This window comes from Leptolyngbya sp. KIOST-1, assembly GCF_000763385.1.
GTDB lineage: Bacteria > Cyanobacteriota > Cyanobacteriia > Phormidesmidales > Phormidesmidaceae > Nodosilinea.
Genome location: NZ_JQFA01000004.1, coordinates 2,053,924 through 2,069,680, shown reverse-complemented (window position 1 = coordinate 2,069,680; position 15,757 = coordinate 2,053,924). Strand labels below are relative to the sequence as shown.

15 protein-coding genes are annotated in these 15,757 nt (G+C 59.8%); 9 read left to right on the top strand and 6 right to left on the bottom strand.

The window, feature by feature from the left end; genetic code table 11:
* Positions 1–25 precede the first annotated feature (25 nt).
* The 5 genes from NF78_RS26045 to NF78_RS26025 all read left to right on the top strand — a co-directional run bounded on the left by NF78_RS26045 (position 26) and on the right by NF78_RS26025 (position 5,267).
* Positions 26–1,354, top strand: coding sequence for an APC family permease (locus NF78_RS26045; RefSeq protein WP_263970703.1), 1,329 nt, complete (start codon positions 26–28; stop codon positions 1,352–1,354).
* Between the two features lie 44 nt (positions 1,355–1,398).
* The gene (locus NF78_RS26040) at positions 1,399–2,019 is read left to right on the top strand and encodes an SAM-dependent methyltransferase (protein ID WP_035993052.1); all 621 of its coding nucleotides are present in this window, start codon (positions 1,399–1,401) and stop codon (positions 2,017–2,019) included.
* 644 nt (positions 2,020–2,663) lie between these two features.
* A complete protein-coding gene (locus tag NF78_RS26035; protein ID WP_197064975.1) occupies positions 2,664–3,632 on the top strand; it encodes a glycosyltransferase family 8 protein in 969 nt (322 codons plus the stop codon).
* 503 nt (positions 3,633–4,135) lie between these two features.
* Entirely contained in the window at positions 4,136–4,798 is a 663-nt protein-coding gene (locus NF78_RS26030) for a DUF938 domain-containing protein (RefSeq protein ID WP_035993047.1), read from the top strand.
* 175 nt (positions 4,799–4,973) lie between these two features.
* Complete coding sequence (locus NF78_RS26025) at positions 4,974–5,267, top strand: hypothetical protein (RefSeq protein WP_035993043.1); 294 nt, start codon at positions 4,974–4,976, stop codon at positions 5,265–5,267.
* On the opposite strand, the gene NF78_RS30100 is transcribed toward NF78_RS26025, so the two are convergent.
* Complete coding sequence (locus tag NF78_RS30100) at positions 5,264–5,428, bottom strand: hypothetical protein (RefSeq protein ID WP_081972951.1); 165 nt, start codon at positions 5,426–5,428, stop codon at positions 5,264–5,266. The genes NF78_RS26025 and NF78_RS30100 overlap by 4 nt on opposite strands.
* Positions 5,429–5,639: 211 nt before the next feature.
* Here NF78_RS30100 and NF78_RS26020 point away from each other — a divergent pair, with 211 nt between their 5' ends.
* Positions 5,640–6,758, top strand: coding sequence for an extracellular solute-binding protein (locus tag NF78_RS26020; protein WP_225885424.1), 1,119 nt, complete (start codon positions 5,640–5,642; stop codon positions 6,756–6,758).
* Here the strand turns inward: NF78_RS26020 and NF78_RS28655 are convergent.
* From NF78_RS28655 to NF78_RS26005, 3 genes are all read right to left on the bottom strand, one after another.
* Positions 6,725–7,669, bottom strand: a complete 945-nt coding sequence (locus NF78_RS28655) for a hypothetical protein (protein WP_156119977.1) — start codon at positions 7,667–7,669, stop codon at positions 6,725–6,727. The two genes, NF78_RS26020 and NF78_RS28655, sit on opposite strands and share 34 nt — an antisense overlap.
* A gap of 18 nt (positions 7,670–7,687) precedes the next feature.
* The gene (locus NF78_RS26010) at positions 7,688–10,321 is read right to left on the bottom strand and encodes a TIGR03960 family B12-binding radical SAM protein (protein WP_035993041.1); all 2,634 of its coding nucleotides are present in this window, start codon (positions 10,319–10,321) and stop codon (positions 7,688–7,690) included.
* Between the two features lie 122 nt (positions 10,322–10,443).
* The gene (locus tag NF78_RS26005; RefSeq protein WP_035993040.1) at positions 10,444–10,773 is read right to left on the bottom strand and encodes an STAS domain-containing protein; all 330 of its coding nucleotides are present in this window, start codon (positions 10,771–10,773) and stop codon (positions 10,444–10,446) included.
* A 316-nt stretch (positions 10,774–11,089) separates the two neighbouring features.
* Between NF78_RS26005 and NF78_RS26000 the strand changes: the two genes are divergently transcribed.
* Positions 11,090–11,323: a hypothetical protein gene (locus NF78_RS26000; protein WP_052050972.1), complete on the top strand. Its 234-nt coding sequence runs from the start codon at positions 11,090–11,092 to the stop codon at positions 11,321–11,323.
* A 175-nt stretch (positions 11,324–11,498) separates the two neighbouring features.
* On the opposite strand, the gene NF78_RS25995 is transcribed toward NF78_RS26000, so the two are convergent.
* Complete coding sequence (locus NF78_RS25995) at positions 11,499–11,885, bottom strand: hypothetical protein (RefSeq protein WP_035993036.1); 387 nt, start codon at positions 11,883–11,885, stop codon at positions 11,499–11,501.
* 554 nt (positions 11,886–12,439) lie between these two features.
* Between NF78_RS25995 and clpS the strand changes: the two genes are divergently transcribed.
* Both clpS and NF78_RS25985 read left to right on the top strand, forming a co-directional pair.
* Positions 12,440–12,727 (top strand): ATP-dependent Clp protease adapter ClpS, encoded by a 288-nt coding sequence (gene clpS / locus NF78_RS25990; protein WP_052050971.1) that lies wholly within the window; start codon positions 12,440–12,442, stop codon positions 12,725–12,727.
* The gene (locus tag NF78_RS25985; RefSeq protein WP_035993034.1) at positions 12,720–13,580 is read left to right on the top strand and encodes a CPBP family intramembrane glutamic endopeptidase; all 861 of its coding nucleotides are present in this window, start codon (positions 12,720–12,722) and stop codon (positions 13,578–13,580) included. The genes clpS and NF78_RS25985 overlap by 8 nt, the downstream gene beginning before the upstream one ends.
* Here the strand turns inward: NF78_RS25985 and ppk1 are convergent.
* Positions 13,500–15,749: a polyphosphate kinase 1 gene (gene ppk1 / locus NF78_RS25980; protein ID WP_035993032.1), complete on the bottom strand. Its 2,250-nt coding sequence runs from the start codon at positions 15,747–15,749 to the stop codon at positions 13,500–13,502. The two genes, NF78_RS25985 and ppk1, sit on opposite strands and share 81 nt — an antisense overlap.
* Between the last annotated feature and the right edge of the window lie 8 nt (positions 15,750–15,757).

The window sequence follows — 15,757 nt, the reverse complement described above, 5'->3', positions numbered from 1 at the left end:
CGAGCCGTACTTGGGAAACAGTTGGGTGGAAAAGCTAGTTGACGTTACCGCTTCAGGTCTGCCCAGTTCGGAGGCGGGGTCGCGTCTGGGTTTGAGTGATGCGATCGCCCTGATTGTGGGCGTAGTGATTGGGGCCGGTATTTTTGAGACCCCGGCCCTGGTGGCGGCCAATTCCACCAGCGGCACCACCATGCTGCTGGCCTGGCTGTTGGGCGGCGGCATTTCGGTGGTGGGGGCGCTGTGCTACGCCGAACTGGCCACAGCCTATCCCCACGTGGGCGGCAGCTACTACTATCTGAAGCGGGCTTTTGGGTCGGCCACAGCGTTTCTCTTCTCCTGGGCCAGAATGAGCGTGCTCCAGCCCGGATCCATCGCGCTGCTGGCCTTTGTGTTTGGCGACTATATGTCGCAGATCTGGCGGCTGGGGGAGGCCTCGCCAGCGCTCTATGCCGCCGGGGCGATCGCCCTGCTCACCCTGGTGCACATCGGCGGGCTCCAGGGGGGCAAGCGCACCCAGCAGTGGCTGACCGTAGCCACGGTGATTGGGGTCGCCCTGATCGGCCTGCTGGGTTCCCTGGCACCCAGTCCAGCCGCCGAGCCTGTGGCCGCCTCTTCGCCCGGAACGTTTGGCCTGGCAATGGTGTTTGTGCTGCTCTCCTACGGCGGCTGGAATGAGGCCGCCTATATCTCAGCCGAGCTGCAGCAGCCCCGGCGCAACATGGTGCGATCGCTGCTGTGGAGCATTGGGCTAATTACGGCGCTTTACCTGCTGGTCAATGTTGCCTACCTGTGGGGGCTGGGCCTAGAGCGCATGGCCGCCTCGGAGGCGATCGCCGCTGACCTCATAGGTCAGGTGCTGGGGCCAGCCGGGGCTGTGCTAGTCAGCCTGCTGATCGCCCTGGCGGCCCTGGGATCGCTCAATGCCACCCTGCTTACCGGGGCGCGAGCCAACTACGCCCTGGGTCAGGATTTTGCCCGGTTTGGGCTGCTGGGTCGCTGGCGGGCCAGCTCCAGTACGCCAGCGGCAGCCTACGCGGTGCAGGGGGCGATCGCCCTGGCCCTGGTCGGCCTCGGCACCCTGACCCGCAACGGCTTTGAAACCATGGTCGACTACACCGCCCCGGTATTCTGGTTTTTCTTTTTGCTCAGCGGCCTGTCGCTGCTGCGGCTGCGGCGACAGCCCCCGGACGCTCCCCAACCCTTTCGGGTGCCGGGGTATCCGGTCACGCCGCTGCTGTTTTGCCTGGTCTGCGGCTACCTGCTCTACTCCAGCCTGGTCTACACAGGTCTGGGGGCGCTGGTTGGGGTGGGTGTCGTGGCCCTGGGCCTACCCCTGCTGCGCTTTGCCCGCTAGTCTCGGTCCTGTCGTTAGCTGTTTAGCCTGGGAGAATCGCTTTAATGAACGCACGTTTGATGACTTTGATCGCGTTGGGGGTGGGCACCGTTGGCCTCGCCCTAAATGGCTGCGAGCAGCAGACGGCCTTTGAGTCGGGGCAGCCGCCCGCCGGAGTGGATGCCGGTATCCCCGCCCCGGTTCGCACCGATCTCGATGTGCCCTACGTGCCCACTCCCATGGAGGTAGTGGACGAAATGCTGCGCCTGGCCGATGTCGGCCAAGACGACCTGCTCTACGACCTGGGCAGTGGCGACGGGCGGATTGTGATTGCCGCCGCCGAGCGCTTCGGCACCCGGGGGGTTGGTGTAGACATCGATCCAGATCGGGTTGAGGAGGCTAACGCCAACGCCGAAGCAGCGGGCGTTACCGAGTTGGTGGAGTTCAGGGAGCAGGACCTGTTTGAAACCGACTTCAGCGAAGCGACCGTCGTGACGCTGTATCTGTTGTCTGAGGTCAATCTGCGGCTCAAGCCCCGGCTGCTACAGGAGCTGCAACCCGGCACCCGCATCGTCTCCCACGCCTTCGATATGGGCCGCTGGGAACCGGAGCAGGTGGTAAATGTGGACGGCAGAATGGTCTATTTCTGGACCGTGCCCGAAGAAGTGCCGCCGGAACTGCTGTAGCGGGTTTGGTCTATATCCGGAGCGATCGCTAGCGGCCAATACTTCTTCCTGCAAGATTTTCAGAGTAGTTAAGGGTTAGCTGGCGATCGCTGAAACCCATGCAGTAGGTGGCTAAGAAGCTGTTGGGTTGCCTGCGTCAAATCTCGGACGGGCGATCGCACGGTACAACGTGTTTGCATCAACGGCGATGGGCCGGGCATGGGGTGGTTTCAAGAAACCGTCCCATGCCGGAGTGGCTGCAAAAGCTGACCTTTGTTAGCTTGTTTTATGGCTTAGGCGATAGTCATTCTGGCATCCGAACTCTCCTTGCCCAACTGGAGGTGCCTCGAATAAGTGGGGAAATCCTCGATTGGGTTCACCTGAATGAACAGCTAAACAGTTTTTACCTGACCAAAGAATGACGCACTCCCGGTTGTGAGGGTAGGGACGAGGGGGAATCTACAGCTCACAGATTCCTTATATTTAAAAGCTATTTTAGATTGACGAGCAGTTTTTTGGGTGTCTTAGGCGATCGATGCGTCGCTCGGCTAGCAAGGCACATAAGCGACCTTGGAAGCGGACTTGCCAAGGCTGTTCTGGGCTGCAATTCTTCAATTTCTGACTAAGATAAAATTTTTAAACTAACTCTTAAAGGGACTTTTATGATGGATTTTAGGATTAAAGAGCCTATTGTTGTTGCTTGTGCTGCTGATGATTTTTTCGCCATACCCTTGGCCGTTACATCGTTCTCAGCGCTAAAAAATTTAAGCCCCGACCGTCAAATGATCTTGTACATTCTAGACGGTGGCATTAGTTCAGGTAATAAGCGTAAGCTTCTTGAGACTCTGGATTCTGATCGGCTTGAAGTCCACTGGGTTAAGCCAACAGAAGATCAGATAAGAAAAACGATTTATAAATGTCGAGGTAGTAACCACCCGATTTCAAATTATTATAGATTGCTTTTGCCTGCCATCGTTCCATCTCAATTCAATAAACTTATTTACCTGGATTCTGATGTTGTAGTTGAAGGTGACCTTGCTGAACTTTGGGATCAAGACATCGAAGACCAATACTTGTTGGCCGTTGCAGATCCAGTCCACAAAACCATCTTAAGTGCAGAGCATCTCAACCCATATGACTTAGATAAAAAGGGCTTGACAGAAGAGCATAAATATTTGAATGCTGGCGTTTTAGTGATTAATTTAGAGAAGTGGAGGGAAGCTAAAATAGCTGATCTCGTGCTTGAATTTATTGGAAATCATCCAGACCTTCCCTTTCCAGATCAAGATGCTATTAATGTCATTCTTGCCGGCAAATGGCGTGAAATATCACCGCTTTGGAATCAAATGCATGTAGTCCATTTCTTTGCAACTCCCGAACACAACCCTTATGACGAAAAACTGTATGCAGATTTAATTCGGAAGCCGAATATTATTCACTATACAACTAGACCCAAGCCTTGGAATAAGAACTGCATCCATCCCCAAGCTGATAGATATTTTAAATATCTAGACCAAACTGCTTGGAAAGGTTGGCGAATTAGTGATTTAAGCTACAATTTAGATCTTGCTCGGCGCAGCATTCGCCGTGTAAGAACTCTAATATCTAAAACACTACTCTCCAGGCAGTTTTAGGTGGATTTAGCGAAAGTACGTTATACCAATCCAGCGTGAGGACGATTAGAAAACCTTGGGTCAGAGCCCTTTGGCAGCAAGCCTTGCAGGCGCCGAGTTAGGCTCATCCTCATAAAGTATTGGTATCAGTACTTAGTGAGAAAAAATGAATAATGGATATAGTGGGTTAGCCTATGCAGGGCTAACCCGTGACACCTGAACTATCCCAACAACTACAAGGACACGTCAGGGAAGGCGCTAAATTGCTGTATGTCAATTCTTAAACCAAAGGACTGCCCATAGACACTCTGAGCAAAATTGAGATCGCCGCCCTCGCCCCTACCTGCAAGCCGCCAGAGATGTCGGTTTCCTCTGCAGAGTCACGGTCAATTAGAGCCAGCGCCAATACAAGCGTATCGTCAATTTTCTCAATGCTCAACAGACGCTTGCGTAAGGACAAACACCGTTGGCCCTGACCAACTTTGCCTACGCTAAGTTGGTCAGCAGCAACTTAACATTTAACTATGTCTACGACTCCCGACACCCGTCGCCACGCTCCCGCCACAGAACGCAACCGCGAACCCATCCTGGCGGTGCTTCAGCGGGTGCTGCCCCCTACTGGCACCGTGCTTGAAGTTTCCAGCGGCACCGGCGAACATGCCACGTACTTTGCGCCGCGTCTGGCTCCCCGGCAGTGGTTGCCCTCCGATCTTGCCCCCGGTGCCCGAGCCAGCATTGCCGCCTGGCAAGCGGTAGCTCCCGCCGCCAACCTGCACGCGCCTCTGGCTTTGGATGCGGCGGCTCCCCTGTGGCCGGTTGAGTCCGAAAACTTTTGCCAGTTGCGCTCAGCCCCGGACCTGAAACGGCACCCGATCGCCGCTGTAGTCAACATCAACATGATTCACATTGCTCCCTGGGCGGCTGGGCTGGGGCTGCTGGCGGGGGCAGGGCGAATTTTGCCGCCGGGCGGAATTCTGTACCTCTACGGCCCCTATAAGCAGAATGGACAGCACACTGCCCCCAGCAATGTGGCCTTTGACGCCAGCCTGCAGGCCCAAAACTCGGATTGGGGCGTACGTGACCTGGAGGCGGTGGAGACCGCCGCTGAGGCCCAGGGGCTGGCGCTGATCGAAACTATCGCCATGCCTGCCAACAATCTGTCGGTGGTGTTTAGGGCGATCGGCTAGTCCAAAAACCGCTGGGGTAGAGCTATAGCCATCGCCAAAACCGTTAGGACACTCTGTAACTGCATGGGGCGATGGCTATACGCCATTACGCTGCCCCAGTTCTAGCTAGTAACAGGGGCAAATGACCTAAGCGCAATGGCCATCGCTATATTTCGCCAGGTTGTTTGGTTAGACTATGGCTAACCTGCGTTCTGAGGTCGCCATGATTGTCAGCAGCCTTCAGTTTCTAACCAGCAATGCTACCTATCACGATCTGGCCCTGCGCTGTCAGGAGTATCTGCACTACCAACAGCGGGGCTGGGCCGACCAGCGCGAGTTAGCCGAAGCCATGCTGTTTAACCTGCTGGTGGAATATCTGGTTGAGGCAGGAGTGCCCCGACCCGAGGCCGAGCAATTTTGCACCGACACCGACAACCTGACCGAACTGGCCATGCGAATCTCATCCACCCTTGGCCCTGTGGCGGCTTAATGGTCTAAACCTGCGGTTCCGCTGCCGCAGATCAAGGCGCAGACGACTTCGCCGGGCTGCGGCTGGTACTGACCAGTCATCAGAGCTGCGATCGCGGCTCCCCCGCTCAGCTCCGCTGCAATCCCCAGTTCAAACCACAGCCAGCGGCAGGCCTCGGTCATTGCTTCGTCGCTGACCAACACAAAGGCATCTACTAGATAATGTGCTGGCTGTGGAGAAAAAAGTACATCAGTCGAGCCAGGCTGAGGCCGATAAACGACACCAGAATGATGGTGATAGAGACACTGACAATATCTCGAACAGCTTTCATGGACGTCCTAAAGCGCTATGGTTGATCAGTATTCTCCCCCGGAGAGGGAAGCTGAGGGGCAAATGCTCATGAATCGTCGCAGCTTTTTGGCGGGCGGGCTGACCGTCGCGGCCCTGCTGGCCGGATGCCAGCGTCGGTCTGGCCCTAACCTCCGGTTGGCCATGGTGACCCATTCGGTGCCGGCTCAGCTGCTCGATGCCTTTCAACAGTTGCCCCAGGGCAGCACCATCGCCGTTACCCCCGAAGATTCGCTGGTGGAGCTGTACGGATTGCTGCAGCGGTGGCACCGCCAACCCGAGGATACGGTTTCAAGGGCCGACTGGGTGAGTTTGGCCGACTACTGGCTGGCCCCCGCCATTCGCCAGGAGCTGGTGCAGCCCCTGGAGGTATCGACGCTCACCCACTGGTCTGACCTGGCGGCGGTGTGGCCCGACCTGGTGCGCCGGGATGCCGCCGGTCTGCTCAGCCCGGAGGGCAGCATTTGGGCGGTGCCCTACCGCTGGAGCCACCTGGTGCTGCTCTACGATCGCGATCGCCTCCCCCGCGGCAGCGCCCCGCTGGCCACCTGGGCCGATTTGCTGCGCCCAGAACTGCGGCGGCGGGTGGTGCTGCCCGACCATCCCCGTCTGGTGCTGGGCCTGGCCCAAAAGGCGGTGGGTGCTTCCGCTAATACCGAAGATCCCGCAGCGGTAGAGGGGCTAGCCCCCTTCCTGGCCGATCTGCACCAGCAGGTGCGGGTCTACGACTCTGAGCACTACCTCGAAACGCTGCTGATTGGCGATGCCACCGCCGTGGTGGCCTGGTCCGACGATGCCCTGCCCCTGCTAAAGCGGTATCGTCAGCTGGCGGTAGCGGTACCGTCCGAGGGGACGCTGCTCAGCGCTCAGCTGTGGGTCAGACCTCAGGCGATCGCGTCTGCAGCCGGTCAGGGCGCATCTACGGCCCTCAACTGGCTCGACTTCAGTCTCGATGCTGACTTTGCCACCCAACTCGCTATCTTTGGTCAGGGCACCTCGACCCGGCTATGGGGGGTCGAGCCCTTGCAGCTGCCCGAGCCGCTGCAAGGGCCGTCAGGAATTACTCTACGTCCCGAGGTGGCTAACCAGAGCGAGTTTTTGCAGCCCCTCAGCGGCATCGCTGAAGATCGCTACCACAACTTGTGGGAGCGCCTGCGGGGATGATGTTTCGGTTGAGCCAAATCGGAGCTGGGGGATGACGAGGTGCCTGCGGCCTGTAGATCGTTCTCTAGCGAGGGCTCTGGCAGCCGATCCTGGCTTGCGACGGGCTGTATTGCTTGAGCGGCCTGCTGGCGGCGATCGCTCTCCGCCAGCAGATTGCGCTGGAGCAGCACAATCAGGCCTGCATCCAGGTTGGCAGAGCAACTTTGAACGTCGTTACCGGCCTTGAGCGGTACCCCTGGCTGGTCGCCAAAGTTGCAGGCGTAGAGGCCCATCAGGCGGTAGCTGCGGGAATTCCCCTGGAAAAACCGCAGGTTGTAGCCAAAGGAGCGGGCGGCGGTGCCAAACTGGTTGAGCACGGCGTAGCGCTCGTTATAGGTCAGCACTGACCACATCTGAGGATTGATCATCACATCCACCACCGCCGTCCCCGTCGCTTGGATCTGGTAGGAAATCCAGGAGTCCACCAGGCGGCGACCCCCCAGACGAGGCGTGAGGGAGTCGCGGTTCCACCACAGGCTGGGCAGGGTCATGGTTTCTGCGGAGGCCCGGCGGCTGTCGCTGGAGAGCGATCCGTCGACAATGCGATCGACAAAGCCATCACCGTTGATCAAGCTTGAGGTGGGGAACACCAATAGCTCGCAAAAGATCTGCTGCAGCTGGGGCGATCGCTCGGGCCAGTAGGGGGTCAGCATCTCTTGGGGGCAGTCCGCTATCACCTCGGCCCCGGCGGGGGGTGGGGCGCTCACCAGCAGACTGGCGCTGGCGATCGCCACCATCACCCGGCCCCCAAACCCAAGAACTGGCCTGCTGCCCGACCTGGGGCGGCCCCGCCGCTCCTGTCCCTGCTCCGGCCGCTGATCTGGGGTTGAGAACTCTGCCGCCGCTGGTGAATGGCCTGTTTCTCTGTCCATGATCCGCCTCAGGGTTTGCTAACTAAAAATCAACCGGCTGCGATGCACGTGCCGAAGTGCCAGAGGCTGGCCTGCCACCTGCTCCACCATGAAGACGACTTGCTCCGGACGCAGCAGGTTCCCATCGTTGCGACAGTTGCCCAAAGCCCTCAGCCAAACCTCGGATTCTCCCTGAGCATATTCTAGCCCCGGCGGCAGAGGTTGATCGGTTTTTACTAGCGCCAGCTCGTGCAGGCGTTCCCGCAGGTTCAGCAGCTGAGTTTTGCCCGATTTGGTTTTTTTCTCCCACCAGCAGTCCTCCAGAGCCATCACCGCATCAATCCACTCGCTCCACACCACGGCCCCCTCCTGCTCTGGGGTGATCTTCAGGTAGTACTCGGCCCGGTCCAGGCGCTTGGTGGCCGAGGGCTCATCGAGGGGCACCTCCGCGATGTCGTAGAGGGGAATTTCCGGGGGCAGCTGGGCGGCCAGCTGCTGCAAAAAGTCAGCGGGGGCGATCGCGCGGGTCAGCTCAAAGTCGACCACTTCGCCGCTGCTGGTGGCCCCCAGGGGCAGCGCGTTGGCGGGGGATAGCCGGGGGCCGGGATGAAAGCCGCCGGTAAAGGCGATCGGCAACCCGGCCCGCCGCAGGGCGCGATCGAACAGGCGCACCAGGTCGAGGTGGCCCAATAGCGCCAGCGACCCCAGCTTACCCAGGGTGAGCCGCAGGCGCTGGACCCGCTCAGCGCTGGGCTGGCCGTGGCCCGCAAAGGCTGGAATTGGCGGTGGCGGCACCACGATGTTGTGGCCAAAGTCGGGACCGCAGACGCCGCAGTGGCTGCAGCCCTCGAAGGAGCAGTCGGGCACCGTGGCGGCCTCCAGGGCGCGGTGCAGATCCTCTTTGAGCCAGGTTTTGTCGATCCCCGTGTCGAGGTGATCCCAGGGCAGGGGAGCATCCAGGCGGCTCGCCCCCTCAGCGGTGTCCATCACGTTCCATTCGCCCTGGTCCACCTGGCGATATTTCAGGGTCAATCCGGCTTCATCGATGGCCTGGGTCCAGGCGTTGAAGGCGGTTTCCAGGCTTTCCCACCAGCTGTCCATGCCGGCCCCCAGTTCCCAGGCGCGGCGCACCACCGAGCCCAGGCGGCGATCGCCCCGCCCGACAAAGTCCTCCATCGCCGAGATCCGCACATCGGTAAAGTTGACCTTGGCCCAGCGCATGGCCCTGAACTCCTCCCGCAGCAGCCGTTGCTTGCGCAAAAACTCCTCCGTGGACACCGAGTGCCACTGAAACGGGGTGTGGGGCTTGGGGGTAAAGTTGGAAACGGTGATATTAAACGATATTGGCCGTCGCCCCTTGATGGTGCAGGCCTGACGCAGCCAGCGCACGGTTTCGGCAATGCCCAGCACATCGACATCGGTTTCGCCGGGCAGGCCAATCATAAAGTAGAGTTTGACCCGGCTCCAGCCCTGCTCGTGGGCGGTCTTGATGCCGCGCAGCAACTCCTCGTTGGTCAGGCCTTTGTTGATGATGTCGCGCATCCGCTGGGTGCCCGCCTCGGGGGCGAAGGTCAGCCCGGTGAGGCGGGTGCCGCCGACGATATTGGCAATATTTTCGTCGAAGCGATCGACCCGCTGGCTGGGCAGCGACAGGGAAATATTCTCGTCCTTGAGCCGATTTTTGACCTCTACCCCCACCGCTGGCAGGGCCAGGTAGTCGGAGCAGCTCAGCGACAGCAGCGAAAACTCGTTGTAGCCCGTCTTGCGCATGCCCGTCTCGATCGCATCGACTACGGCCTCGGGCTCCACATCGCGGGCCGGGCGGGTGAGCATACCCGGCTGGCAAAAGCGGCAGCCCCGGGTGCAGCCTCGGCGAATTTCCACCGTCAGGCGATCGTGAACGGTTTCCACGTAGGGCACCAGGCCCATGGCGTAGGCGGGAATCGGGGTGGCCACCCGGCGCAGCACTCGGTGGGGCACCTCCGGTCGGTTGGGGTGCACCGTGCCATCCGCTGCCATATCGTAAAACTGGGGCACGTACACCCCAGGCACCTGGGCCAGATCGAGCAGCAGTGCCTCGCGACTGAGGCCAGCGGCTTTCCCCTCCTCGATCACCAGGGCAATTTCGGGCAGCAGCTCCTCGCCATCCCCGAGGGCGACAAAGTCAAAGAAGTCGGCGTAGGGTTCGGGGTTGGAGGTGGCGGTCTGCCCCCCGGCAAAAATGAGCGGCCAGGAGCCTGCTTCGACGTCAAAGGCTCCGGCCTGGTTGCGCTCCTGCCAGGTCAGGGGAATACCTGCCAGGGAGAGCATTTCGAGAATATTGGTAGCCCCTAGCTCGTAGCTGAGGCTAAAGCCCAAGATGTCGAAGTCAACCAGCGATCGCTGCGACTCGACGGCAAACAGAGGCGTTGCGGTTTCCTTGAGCTTGGTGGATAGATCGGCGGCGGGCAGGTAGGCGCGATCGCACAGCTGGCGAGGCTGAGCATTCAAAATGCTATAGAGAATAATGTGACCCAGGTTGGACGCCCCAACCTCATACACCTCGGGGTAGGTCAGAACCCACCGCACCGCCGCCTGTTCCCAGGGCTTGTGAACAGCGCCTAACTCGTTGCCCAGGTAACGCCCTGGCCGAGAAATGTCCGCCGTTACCAGTGTGTCGATTGATACAGTCACAGCCCAGTTGCCCCAACGATCGCCAGTATGACCTTCATACTATAGCGGCCCTGGAGCGACCCTGGAGCGACCCTGGAGCGACCCTGGAGCGGCCTGAGGACAGGCTCCGCTGTGAACGCAACTCAGGCCGCCGCAGGCAGGGGCTGGGGCAGGTTGTCCACCATTTCAAAGGCGCGATCGAGCTGAGTGAGCTCAAAGACGATCCGAATAGCGGGCGGTACTGAGCACAGGCAAAGGCGCTTTTGCAGCTGCCGGGCGTGCTTTAGCGCCGAAACGAGGGAAATCAGGCCAGCACTGTCGAGGGACTCCACCTGGCTCATGTCTACAAACAGCCCGCTGGCCCTGTCAGACTGGATACTCTGCATCAGGGAGGCGTGGAAGTCGTGGGCATTGGAGGCGTTGAGAGAGCCCTGGGCTTGAAAAATAGCCATTTCCTTAGTCACTGTCTGCATACTGGGTAAACTCCAGGTTTTGGATAATGTTAAGACCTATTAAAGCCGTCGCGCTACATTACGACGGTACTCGGGGTTACGTTTGCTTCGCCACCTTAAATCGGTATCTGAACCATAACTTGATATAGATTCAGACCTTGTTAATTAAATACCCCCGTGAATTTACTGAACATATCTCCAACGGCTGATTCCTTTTGTGATTTGAATCACGAATCTTAGTGGTAAAGTTCACACTTTCTGGCTGGCTTGGTCACTGGCTAGGCTGGGGCTCAGGGTAGACAATAACAACAATCCAACTACGCCAGGGTAATGGTTTATGACCCCCACATTTTCCATTCGACGATTGGTAGAACAGGCCCTTCACAGTGGGCTATTGACCCCTGAGATCGAGCAGGGCATTAACGCTGAATTGACGCGCCTTGGCTATCTGCCCATTGGCGACTCTGAAGCTTTGGAACTCCTAATGTATGAAATGGACGAAGGTCGCATTCGCCTGGTTCCAGGGTTGGGTGCCTACGGCGAACCGCTTCAGCAGACCGTAATTGGTTAATTTAAACTCGTTACCCCAGACGCAGCACTCGGCTGGAGCAACCTCCCCAACTATTGAGTATTTTCAAGGCATACCTGGAATTTCTCGTAGATAGACCCAGTATCTTTGTAAAAGCTTTATAAAAACTGTCCGGATTTTTACGGAGTGCCTGGGTTAGCCAAATTTGGCTCCCGTTCTAGTCTGAGGATTGATCCCCGTGGTGTTGATCGGCCCACAGCGATCGCACGAAATCGTTGACTTGCAGGCTGGCCTGACCGTTGATTTGGTCTGAGTCAGCGCCGGCCTTTGCGCTCAGGTTGGCGATCAGCGGAATCACCTCGGTGTCGAGGGCGGGCTGAAGCTGGTCCAGGGGCCACAGCATGTCGGGAACCGCCGGTTTGTTGAGTTCAGCGATGGCGGTGTCAAAGGCGGTGCCTAGAGGAATGACGTCATCGCCATTCACCAGGGCCAGGGGCCGAATCCAGCCCGTGGATCGAGGCTCCAGCACCTGAATCACCTCGGCGTAGAGACGGGTTTGGCGGCATTCTAAAAATACAATTTGGCCTGCAACCAGGGATGTCATAGCACGTAGGACAACGTCGAGAGGACGACAGCGGTCGGGGCGATCGCGGCGCGAATCCCGCCAATTACGGTTCGCTGCTCTATGGTAGCGATTGAGCTGGGGCGGTGACACTGGCGAGATCACCCGAGGGTCTTGGCGGCGCGATCGCTGTGGCGACTCAGTCTGCCGCAATCTGGGGTCATGGCCAGGGGAGCCCAGGGATCCCAGAGAGAGGGGCAGCAGCCCCTGGCTCTGGGCAAGATTTGGCGCAGTTCACCCCTGGGGGTATGCCAAACCCATCGTGAAGTTTTATGATAATAACGGGTTGGCCGGGGGAGTGTGCGCTTTCGCCGGTCTTTCCAAACAGCGCTCTAACCAACCTCAGTAAAGCGCAACCCGTCAGCGCCAACGTTCCAGGTAAGTCCCTCGATCCGGCGCTGCTCCAGGGCTGCCTGTGCGGAGTACTCTACCGTGACCCTGCGCCTGCGGGGGGTTTGGGACTGTAGACCTTCCCTGTGCCCTTGGAACTGAGCCCTTGATATTGAGCCCCTTGAACTAGGCAGAGAGGTGTTGCTGTGTCAGTTGAGACTATCGAACGGACAACAACGTCCACCATTCAAAAACCTGCACCCCGCTATCGAGTGTTGCTCCACAACGACGACTTCAACTCGATGGAATACGTGGTGGAATCGTTGATTAAGGTCGTGCCCAGCCTGACCATGGCCCAGGCGGTTGACATCATGATGCAGGCCCATACCGCCGGAGTGGCGCTGGTGATCACCTGCGCCATGGAGCACGCCGAATTTTACAGCGAAGGGCTGTGTAACCTGGGTTTGAGCAGCACCATCGAGCCGGATGAATAAGTGGCCCTGGGCTAAACTGACTGGCTTCCCCCCCCTGGGGCGGGTGCTGATGTTTCTGCTGATTGTAGTCGTGCTCTGGGCCCCGCTGGCGCTACCCCTGTACGCACTAGCGGGGCAAGGGGTGCTGCCGGGGGGGGATATCTTCCCTACCGCCCTGCTGTACGTCGTCTTTTTGCTGGTGCTGCCCCGCTGGGAACGGCGCGTGCGCGGCGAAACTCAGCCCTGGGCCAAGGTTGGCTTTGCGGGTTGGCGCGGGCTGGCGCGGGGCATGGCGGTGGGCGCCGCCCTGGGAGCGCTGAGCATTGCGGTGTTGGCGGTGGTGCAGCTGGGGCTGGGCTGGGCGAATGTCGATCTCGCTGGTGCGCGAGGGCTGGGGCTGCTGCAGGTGGCGGCGGTGGGCGCCCTGGCAGCGACGGCGGTGGGCTGGTCCGAGGAAGTGCTGTTTCGGGGCTGGCTGCTGCGCGAACTGGAGCAGGGGTGGACACCGGGGGTAGCCCTGGGGGTCACCAGTTTGATCTTTGCGATCGCCCACTTTATCAAGCCCCTCGACGCCATTCTGGCCCTGCTGCCCCAGTTCGCCGGGCTGCTGCTGCTGGGGTTTGTGCTGGGGTGGGCGCGGCGAATTGCGATCGCCCCCGGCGAAACTGGCCTGGGCCACCCGGTGGGGCTGCACGCCGGGCTGGTGTGGGGCTACTACCTGCTGGAGGTGGGCAACCTGCTGCGGCCCACGGGCCGGGTTCCCGCCTGGGTGACGGGCCTGGATGGCAACCCCCTAGCCGGACTGTTGGGACTTACGCTGCTTGCGGGGCTTGGCGTTTTGCTGTTTCGCTGGAGCCGCTCGCCCGACCGGTGAACGACTGACATGGGCCATCAGCTGGGCCTGGGTACTGCGGGTTTCTTCCCCCTCGCCGGGGCGGCGCTGGTGGTAGCTGCCGTCGCTGGCCAGGTCCCAGGCCTGGCGGTTGTCCTCCAGGCAGAGGTTGAGGATGGCTTTGAGTTCTTTTCGGAGGGCGGGATCGGCGATGGGTACCATCACCTCTACCCGGCGATCGAGGTTGCGGGGCATCCAGTCGGCGCTGCCCAGCAGAAAAATTTCCCTGCCGCCATTCTGGAAGTAAACAATGCGGGAATGTTCTAAAAACTGACCCACAATGCTGATCACCCGAATGTTGTCGCTGATGCCGGGCAGTCCCGGCCTGAGGCAGCAGATGCCCCGAATAATCAGATCGACGCTCACCCCGGCCTGGGACGCCTGGTAGAGCAGGGCGATCAGGTCGGGATCGACCAGGGAGTTCATTTTGGCGATAATCCGGCCGCGTTTTCCTTTGGCCTGCAGGGCAATTTCCTGCTCAATCAGGGCGACGAGGCGCTGGCGCAGAGTCAGGGGGGCCACCAGCAGCTGGCGGTAGACCTGCTGCCGCGAGTAGCCGGTCAGGTAGTTAAACAGGTCAGAAATGTCGGCCCCGATATCGTCGCGGGCGCTGAGCAGACCCAGGTCCGTGTAGAGCCGCGCGGTTTTGGGATTGTAGTTGCCGGTGCCGATGTGATAGTAGCGCCGAATCTGCTGCCCCTCGCGCCGCACCGCCAGGGTGACTTTGCAGTGGGTTTTGAGCCCCACCAGTCCGTAGACCACGTGCACCCCCGCCTGCTCCAGCTTGCGGGCCCAGTTGATGTTGTTCTCTTCGTCAAAGCGGGCTTTGATCTCCACCAAAACCGTGACCTGCTTGCCGTTCTCGGCGGCCGAAATCAGCGAATTGACGATGGGCGAATCGCCCGAGGTGCGGTAGAGCGTCATCTTGATCGCCAGCACCTGAGGGTCGTGGGCGGCCTGGGTAATGAACCGCTGCACCGTGGCCGAGAAGGAGTGATAGGGATGGTGGATCAGCTGATCCTGCCGCCGCAGCAGCGAGAAGAGGTCCTCGGCGGTTTCGAGGGCCATATCGTCGGCATCGACTTGGGGCGGACTCAGGTTTTCGATCGCTGGCGGTACGGTCGGGGTCCAGCTGGGGGCTTTGAGGTCGGGCAGGGGCAGGGCCATAAAGGTCATCAGGTCGCTCAGGCCAATCAGCCCATCAATGTCGTAAACGTCGGTGGGGGCCAGGGCCAGTTCTTCCGTCAGCATGGCCCGCACCGGTCCCGGCGTGTTCCGCTGAATCTCCATCCGCACCGCTGACCCACCCCGGCGGCGCTTGCGCAGCTCCTGCTCGATGGCCAGCATCAGGTCGTCGGCTTCGTCTTCTTCGACGGCCAGGTCGGCGTTGCGGGTGATCCGAAAGCCGTAGTGCTCCTGCACTACCATGCCGGGGAATAGGGCGGTCAGGTTGGCGGCAATCACCTGCTCCAGCGGTACGCCCAGCCAGCGGCAGGGACCCTCCTCTGAGCTTTCATCGCTGGGAGTGGGCAGCGAAATAAATCGCGGCAGCACTCGGGGTACTTTGACCCGGGCAAAGTGGGTCTGCTGGGTGCGGGGGTCTTTGACTACCACCGCCAGGTTCAGGCTGAGGTTGGAGATGTAGGGGAAGGGATGGCCGGGATCGACGGCCAGGGGGGTCAACACCGGAAAGATTTGCTCGTCGAAGTAGTCGCGGCAGTAGATCTGCTGGGGTTTGGTCAAATCGTCGTGGTCCAGCAGCCAGATCCCCTGGCGAGACATTTGCTGTCTCAGGTCCTTGGCAAAGAACTGGTGCTGCTGCTCTACCATCGGCCCCAGGGCAGTGCTGATGGCACTGAGGTGCTCCTCCGGAGACAGACCGTCGGGCGATCGCTTGGTGACCTGGGCCTCAATTTGCCGCTTCAGGGCGGCCACCCGCACCATGAAGTACTCGTCTAAGTTGCTGCTGAAGATGGCCAAAAATTTCAGGGCCTCGAGCAGGGGAGTGCGCTCGTCGAGGGCTTCGTGGAGTACGCGACGATTGAACTCCAGCCAGCTCAACTCCCGGCTGATGTAGTACTCAGGGGCGTTGAGGTTGAGGGCGGCTTCACCGCTGGGGCGTTCACTGCTGTGGCGTTCGACCGTGGCCATCGGATTAA